A 7,173-nucleotide genomic window follows, 5' to 3' on the forward strand; every position below is an offset into this window, starting at 1 on the left:
GTCTTTAACTAAAATCATTCCGCCCTCGTCGTATTTTAAACCGAGTAGAGCTTCTCTATATTTTGGCGGAAAGATTACTGGAGCTCCTCTTCTCTTTTCAGTTCTTGGATAAGTTATAGCCTGATTTTTTTCATAAGCTTCAATTAATTTTTTGACAGTTTCAGCCTTAAGAAGCGGTTGGTCTGAGACAAAAAACATCATCGCACAGTCTTTATCTGTATTATTGACTCCAAGCTTTATTGAACTTGACTTTCCAACTTCGTTTTTGTCATTATAAATCGCTTTGAAGCCACGTTTCTTTGCATCTTCTAAAATTTCATCATAACTTGATACCAAAATAACTTCATGAAAATCAATCTCTTCCATTAAATCAAAAGTCCACTCATAAAGTTTTTTGCCCTTAAGTTCAAGTAGTAATTTATTTTGTCCCATTCGCTCAGACATTCCAGATGCCATTATTATCGCACTAATTTTCATATTTATCCTCCAATAGTGATCCATAGAAATATTTAATGTCTTCTGTTTCTTCTCTTAAATATTGAATAACTTCCTTCGCCCTTCTCTCTTCATCGAGGCTTTCGACTTGATTAAAGAAAACAAATTTTTCGCCGCTAAAATTTTTAAAAGGTCCTGGGTCTTCTTTTATCAATCTTTCAAATACAAATTTATCTACAACATCACTTGTTATTAATTTTCTAAATTCTTCATAATTATAAATAAAATCGCGAGAAATTTTTCTTCCAATGGTTTTTGCAGAAAAAACTGAAATTGTTTTGTTACTCACATTATATATTACAGGCTCATGACTCTTCCACATTTTTAGTGGCATATTTCGACATCCATCAGCCTCGATTAAAATATAATCAAAGTCATCTTTTATTTTTAATAAGTCTTCTTCATCTATTGCAGAAAATTTATCTTCATCTAAAATTTTCTCTCCAAGGGCGACAATTATATTTTCTTCATTATTTTTTTTATATTCACTTACGCTATCGTAAATATAATCTGCCTCATCTTCTCCGGGTATTTTAATTTTTGTCGACGTTGTTATTAAAACTCTACCTCTTTTTTTTAACTTCTTCGCCAGAGTATTCATGAGAGTAGTCTTTCCTCCAGAGCCCGTTATGGAGACTACATCGCCCTTTTCTATATTCATAAAATCTAAAATATTTGTACCCATTTTATCTCCTAAAAATAGGATCGTGCCGAGCACACTCCCATTCTAATTATTTCTCATCTTTAACAAATTCTTTTTTTGGCTTGCTATATGCAGTATCTTTCATTGGAAATTCACAGCGGAGAATCCCATCAAGTGCGTAGTATGCACCTTGTGCTGCTGATGCAATTGGAATAGTTGCAATCTCACCAATTCCCTTTGCGCCATAGGCAATGTCTAGTAGTTTTTCTTTTTCCACCAAGATTGGATAAATTTTTGGAACTTCTGTTGCTCTAAAAAGTCCAAGAGTTCCAAATTTAGCCTTAACTACAGAGTCAACTACTTTTAAATCCTCAGTAAGAGCATATCCTAGTCCCATAACGACTCCACCATCAATTTGTCCTTCGATGGTTGTGGGATTAATAACTTTTCCAGAGTCGTGAGCTGCATATACATCTTTAACAGTACCGTCGTCATTTAAAATCACAACATGAGTTGCAAATCCATAGGCAATGTGAGAAACAGGATTTTCTTTTTTCGAACCAAGCGGATCAGTTGGGTCAAAATATTCGTAGAAATATTCTTTACCCTCAAGCTCATCTAAAGTTTTATCTTTTAAATCTTTTGCAAGTTTTTCTCCAACTCTTCTCACAGCCTCGCCACTTATTAGAGTCTGCCTTGAACCAGATGATGTACCCGAATCAGGTGAATTTTCAGAATTTGGTCTTCTTATATTTATTTTTTCAAATGGAAGCCCAGTTGCCTCGCCAGTTATTTGCATAAATACTGTGGCCACTCCTTGACCTAGTCCTGAGGCTGCACAGTATACATTACATATTCCATCTTCAATTACTATTTTAGCTCTACCTTTATCTGGAAGTCCAACTCCAACGCCAGCATTTTTCATTGCACAGGCAATCCCCGCGCGGTCTTTATTTTTTTCATAAACATCTTTAACTGCAAGAAGAGTTTCAACAAGAGCTGTGGAGCAGTCTGCTATTTGTCCATTTGGAAGAACTTCTCCAGGCCTTATGGCATTTCTAAATCTAATCTCCCAAGGCGATATGCCGACTTTTTCTGCCAATAAATTTATATTGGACTCAAGTGCAAAGTTAGACTGACAAACTCCAAAGCCTCTAAAGGCACCAGCAGGAGGATTGTTTGTATAATATCCATAGCCGTCAATTTCTGTATTGTGATAATTATAAGGTCCAACAGAGTGAGTGCACGCTCTTTCCAAAACTGGTCCGCATAGAGATGCGTAGGCACCAGTGTCGAAATAAATTTCTGCCTTCATGGCCTTAAAAATTCCATTCTCGTCGCAACCAAGTGTAAAAGTTGCCTCCATTGGGTGGCGCTTTGGATGCCATCTAAGTGACTCGTCTCTTGTCATCTTGTGCTTTACTGGTCTCTTATAAAGGTAAGCTGCAAGAGATGCTGCTGGTTGAACAGACATATCTTCTTTTCCACCAAAAGCTCCGCCGACTAAAGTATTTTCTACTACAACTCTATTTGGTGTATCTTGCCAACCAAACATAATTAAAAGTTCTCTTCTCGTGTCATATACACTTTGGTCTGATGAATAAACTTTTACTCCGTCTTTATATGGAATGGCGACGCAGCACTCTGGCTCAAGATAGGCATGCTCTGTAAATGGAGTCTTGTACTTTTTAGTAACGACGTATGTACATTCTTTTAGAGCTTCTTCTGCATTGCCGCGTCTAACATGCCTTTCTTGACACAGATTTCCATTTGGATGAATCTTTGGTGCATCAGCTTTCATTGCATCTCTTACTGTTGAAACTGGCTTTAATTCTTCAAGTTCTATTTTAATTAATTTTTTTGCTTCTTCAAGAACTTTTGTATTTTCTGCAACTACAAAACAAAGTGCGTCGCCTAGAGATTTTGTGATTTCGCCCTTCTTTACAAAGACCTCCCAGTCCTGCTGTAGGTGACCGATTAAATTATTCGGCACATCATCTGCTGTTAAAACTCCAACTACTCCATCAAGCTTTAGGGCTTCGCTGTAGTCGATGTCCACAAATCTTGCTCGTGGGAATTTTGTCCTAACACAAGATCCATAAAGCATTCCTTCCATCTCAATATCATCAGCATAAATTCCAGTGCCTAAGATTTTTTCTCTCGCATCAACTCTTTGTGATCTCTGTCCTACTCGTGCACTTTTATCTTCATCTTCTATATTTAAGTCGCCTCTTAAAATTGCAGCAGCCATCTTTATTCCTTCTACAATTTTAGCATATCCCGTGCAGCGACAAATATTATTTTTGATTCCTTTTCTGATTTCGTCTTCAGTTGGATTTAGATTTTTTCTAATAACAGAAGCTCCACTCATTACCATTCCCGGTATGCAAAATCCACACTGCACAGCTCCCGCCTTTGTAAAGGCATACACAAATGCTTCTTTTTCTTCATCGCTTAGTCCTTCATTTGTGATTACTTCTGCGTCTTTAAGCTTTGAAAGCTTTACTGTGCATGATCTTTTATTTTCTTCTCCAACAAGTACTGTGCAAGTTCCGCAGGCTCCTTGACTGCATCCGTCCTTTACAGAATAAAGATGAAGATCGTCTCTTAAAAATCTTAAAAGACTCTTGTCCTCATAAGTCTCATAGGTCTTTCCATTTACATTTATAATATAGGCCTCTTTATTTTCTAATTTTTCACCTATCAATATATTAGCCATATTTCACCAACTCTCTAGAATTTTCGCTGTATGAATTTACCCCTTCCCTTTGTCGCAGAGTAAATTTCTTTATCTAAAATAATTTCTCCTCTTGAGATTACAGTTTCAACCTTTACTTTCGCTTCATAATTTTCATAAGTTGTGTAATCGCAATTTGAGTGTCTGTTTTCTTGTTTAATTGTGTAATCTTCGTATTTTAAAATTGCAATGTCGCCATCAAATCCAACTGCTATCTCGCCTTTTTTTGGATAAAGTCCAAATATCTTGCTTGGATTTTGTGACAAAAGTTCAACGAGTTTTTCTATAGGAATATTTCTCTTCATTCCTTCAGTGATAATTACCTCAAGTCTCTCCTCAACTCCCGGCGCTCCACCAGGTGCTGCAGTGAAATTATCTTTGTGAGGCAGCTTATCTAATTCGTAGAAAAATGGACAGTGATCTGTTGCAATTACATCTACATCTCCGTTTTTTACGCCATCCCAAAGTGCTTCAATATCTTCCTCTTTGCGAAGTGGAGGCGACATGATGTACTTTATACCTTCGGCATTTCCACCTTCTAAATATTTTGATTCGTCTAAAGTTAAATATTGTGTGCAAGTTTCACAGAATAAATTTTTAACTCCACGTGCCCTTGCTCTTTTTATTTCTTCAAGTCCCTCTTTTGTTGAAGTGTGGACGATGTATAATTTTGGACAGCCTGCAATCTCACTTAAATATATAAGTCTATTTATTGCTTCAGCTTCTGTCTCATTTGGTCTAGTCTTTGCGTGATAAATTGGAGATAGATTATTATTTATAATCGCCTCGCGCCTTAGCTCTTCTATTGCCCTATCATTTTCGCAGTGAACGCAGACAACTGTTCCAGTTTCTTTTGCCCTTTTTAGCACGCGAAGCATTTCGCCGTCGTCGAGCTTTCCGCTATAAGTCGTATAAATTTTTAAAGATACTATTCCTATGTCGTAGATATCTTTAATCTCTTCTAATAAATCGTCGTCAAGTTCATAGAGTGCTCCGTGAAATGAATAGTCAATTACAGCTTTTCCATCTGCCAAGTCGTGATAGTGAGAGATCATGTCCCTAAGACTTGAACCTTTTGAAAGAGATGCTATATGATCTACAATTGTCGTTGTTCCGCCGTGGGATGCTGCAACTGTTCCAGTATAAAAATCATCAACTGCAACATACTCGCCAAGGTCAAGGCTCATGTGAGTGTGCACATCAACTCCACCTGGCAATACTAATTTTCCTTCTGCGTCTATAATTTTATCTGCATCAATTTCTAAATTTTTTCCAATTTTTGTAATTTTCTCGTCTTCAATAAAAATATCTAACATATCACTTTTTTCAGACAAAATTACTTTCCCGTTTTTAATAAGTAATGACATTTTTACCTTCTTTCAAGCATTGATATCTATAAATTTAAACTCGCTCACATCAAAGAGTCCCTCGTCTGTCAATTTTAAATTGGGAATCACAGGAAGTGACATAAATCCAAGCGTCAAAATCGGATCGAGACTCTTGCAATTTACTCCCAAATTATTTTTAATTGCATCTAAAACTTTTTCTAATTTTAGACTAGTCTCTTCAACTGTTCCAGAAGACATGAGTCCCGCAATCTCAAGTGGCAAACTTGCCAAGACTTCTCCATTTGAGACTACAGTTATCCCACCGTTTATATTTTTAATTTCTTCCATTGCTCTATAAATATCTTTATCGTTATCGCCAATAATTATAATATTGTGTGAATCGTGAGCAATTGTTGAAGCAATTGAGCCATTTTTTATCCCAAAGCCTTTTATTATTCCTTTTCCAAAGCTATCAAGACCATTGTGCCTTTCGATTACAATTAATTTTTGATAAACATCATCTGCTTTAAAGACTCCATCGTGAACAGGGACTTCTTCAACTAATTTTTCTGTCAAAAGTTCATTTGGATTAATTCCAATTACATTTGCCCTATTTGAATTTAGCTTTATCTCAAAATCTTCTAATCTTCTGTCGTGGACTTTAACTTCTCCAATACTTTTTATATCAGTTTTCGACTTAATCTCTCTTAAAAGTTTTTTGCCTTCACTAATCTTTTTGCCATCAATATAAACAGAATCAATCACAAATTTTACTATATCGTCTAATACAATAAAGTTTGCTTCATAACCTGGTGCAATAGCTCCTTTACCTTTAAGGTCGTAACATTTTGCGGCGTTTATCGTCGCAATTTTTATTGCATCAATTGGATCTATTCCATTTTTAATGGCAATTTTTATATTTTCGTTAACTGAGCCCTTCTCTAATAAATCCTTTGGATGCTTGTCGTCGGTACAAAATAGTATCCTAGATAAATTGTCTTTAGTTATTCCCTTAGTCAAAATTTCAGCATTTTTTGCAGAAGTTCCCTGTCTAATTTGCACATACATTCCATTTGAAATTCGCTCGTTCATCTCTTCTACTGTTGAGCACTCGTGATCAGTTTTAATTCCAGAAAGAGCATAGGCGTTTAGAGCTTTTCCCAATAGACCTGGCGCGTGACCGTCTATAACTCTGTCGCTGAAGCCTTCGATTTTATCCATTACAACTTTATCACAGTTTATAACTCCAGGATAATTCATCATTTCTCCAAGCCCCAAGACTCTATCTCTATCCTTTAATTTTTCTAAATCTTTAAAGACAAGGTTTGCACCAGAGTGCTCAAAATCTGTGGCCGGCACACAAGAAGGTAGCATTATCCTAACATCTAGTGGAAGATTTTCCGATGCTTCTAGTAAATAATTTATTCCATCTATTCCAAGGACATTTGCTATCTCGTGAGGATCTGCAATAATTGTCGCAACTCCATTTGGAATAAGCACTTTTGCAAGTTCTGTAGGAGTAACCATAGATGATTCAATATGTACGTGACCGTCTATTAAACATGGAGATACAAACTTTCCCTCTAAGTCAATTTCATCTGCTCCGCTGTAATCTCCAACGCCTAGTATAATTCCACCAGATACAGCAATATCTCCATTTATTATTTTATTTGAGAATACGTCTACAACTTTAGCATTTTTAAATACTAAATCAGATTTTCTTAGTCCTCTTGCCATGAGGATTTTCTCTTCTAAATTTTTCATAAATCCTCCTTAAATTAAAAGCCTCGCAAAAAACTTTACGAGACTTATTAATTTTTTAAAGTTGACAATTAAATATAATCTTTTTTGTTTTCTTCGTTTATCCTATTTACTTCATGGTCTGGTTCTAATTCAAAACCATTGGCAATGTTATTTGCCTTTTGAACTGCAAGCAAAATATTTTCGTAGCCAGTGCATCTGCACATGTG

General features: G+C 35.9%; 5 protein-coding genes. All 5 read right to left on the bottom strand.

Annotated elements, in window-relative coordinates; all coding sequences use genetic code 11:
* On the bottom strand, window positions 1-477 hold a 477-nt coding region (locus ACOX6R_RS06660; RefSeq protein ID WP_433448539.1), incomplete at its 3' end, for a nucleotidyltransferase family protein.
* Window positions 467-1,180, bottom strand: coding sequence for a selenium cofactor biosynthesis protein YqeC (yqeC, locus tag ACOX6R_RS06665; RefSeq protein WP_433448541.1), 714 nt, complete (start codon window positions 1,178-1,180; stop codon window positions 467-469). The genes ACOX6R_RS06660 and yqeC, both read right to left, overlap by 11 nt.
* 46 nt (window positions 1,181-1,226) lie before the next feature.
* Window positions 1,227-3,857, bottom strand: a complete 2,631-nt coding sequence (gene xdh / locus ACOX6R_RS06670; protein WP_433448543.1) for a selenium-dependent xanthine dehydrogenase — start codon at window positions 3,855-3,857, stop codon at window positions 1,227-1,229.
* A 14-nt stretch (window positions 3,858-3,871) separates the two neighbouring features.
* Window positions 3,872-5,242 carry a dihydropyrimidinase gene (gene hydA, locus ACOX6R_RS06675; protein ID WP_433448545.1) on the bottom strand — a complete coding sequence of 457 codons (1,371 nt, stop codon included), beginning with the start codon at window positions 5,240-5,242 and terminating at the stop codon, window positions 3,872-3,874.
* A gap of 12 nt (window positions 5,243-5,254) precedes the next feature.
* Entirely contained in the window at window positions 5,255-6,967 is a 1,713-nt protein-coding gene (gene ade, locus ACOX6R_RS06680) for an adenine deaminase (protein ID WP_433448547.1), read from the bottom strand.
* Window positions 6,968-7,173: the final 206 nt, after the last annotated feature.

It is taken from the genome of Peptoniphilus sp., assembly GCF_050943655.1.
GTDB lineage: Bacteria > Bacillota > Clostridia > Tissierellales > Peptoniphilaceae > Peptoniphilus_A.